Genomic DNA, 327 nt, shown 5'->3' on the forward strand with positions numbered 1-327 from the left:
ATGGTGGGGACGGAGAGACTCGAACTCTCACACCTTGCGGCGCTGGAACCTAAATCCAGTGCGTCTACCAATTTCGCCACGTCCCCATCAGGGTGCTAACTTTGCGTTAGACTTTAAGTTGGCAGAGGATCAAGGATTCGAACCTTGACGAACGGTTTTGGAGACCGTCATGCTACCATTACACCAATCCTCTATTGCCTTATAAACCATCTTAATTCAAATGATTTATGGTGGGGACGGAGAGACTCGAACTCTCACACCTTGCGGCGCTGGAACCTAAATCCAGTGCGTCTACCAATTTCGCCACGTCCCCAATGGCTGTGTATA

At 49.5% G+C, this 327-nt stretch carries 3 tRNA genes; all 3 read right to left on the reverse strand.

The features are described 5' to 3' along the window. Position 1 precedes the first annotated feature (1 nt). The 3 genes from AXW61_RS16985 to AXW61_RS16995 all read right to left on the reverse strand — a co-directional run bounded on the left by AXW61_RS16985 (position 2) and on the right by AXW61_RS16995 (position 313). A tRNA-Leu gene (locus AXW61_RS16985) sits at positions 2-86 on the reverse strand. Between the two features lie 33 nt (positions 87-119). Continuing rightward, positions 120-193 (reverse strand) — tRNA-Trp (locus AXW61_RS16990). A 35-nt stretch (positions 194-228) separates the two neighbouring features. Next, positions 229-313: transfer RNA gene (locus AXW61_RS16995), tRNA-Leu, on the reverse strand. Positions 314-327 lie beyond the last annotated feature (14 nt).

It is taken from the genome of Acinetobacter sp. BMW17 (assembly GCF_001592855.1).
GTDB lineage: Bacteria > Pseudomonadota > Gammaproteobacteria > Pseudomonadales > Moraxellaceae > Acinetobacter > Acinetobacter johnsonii.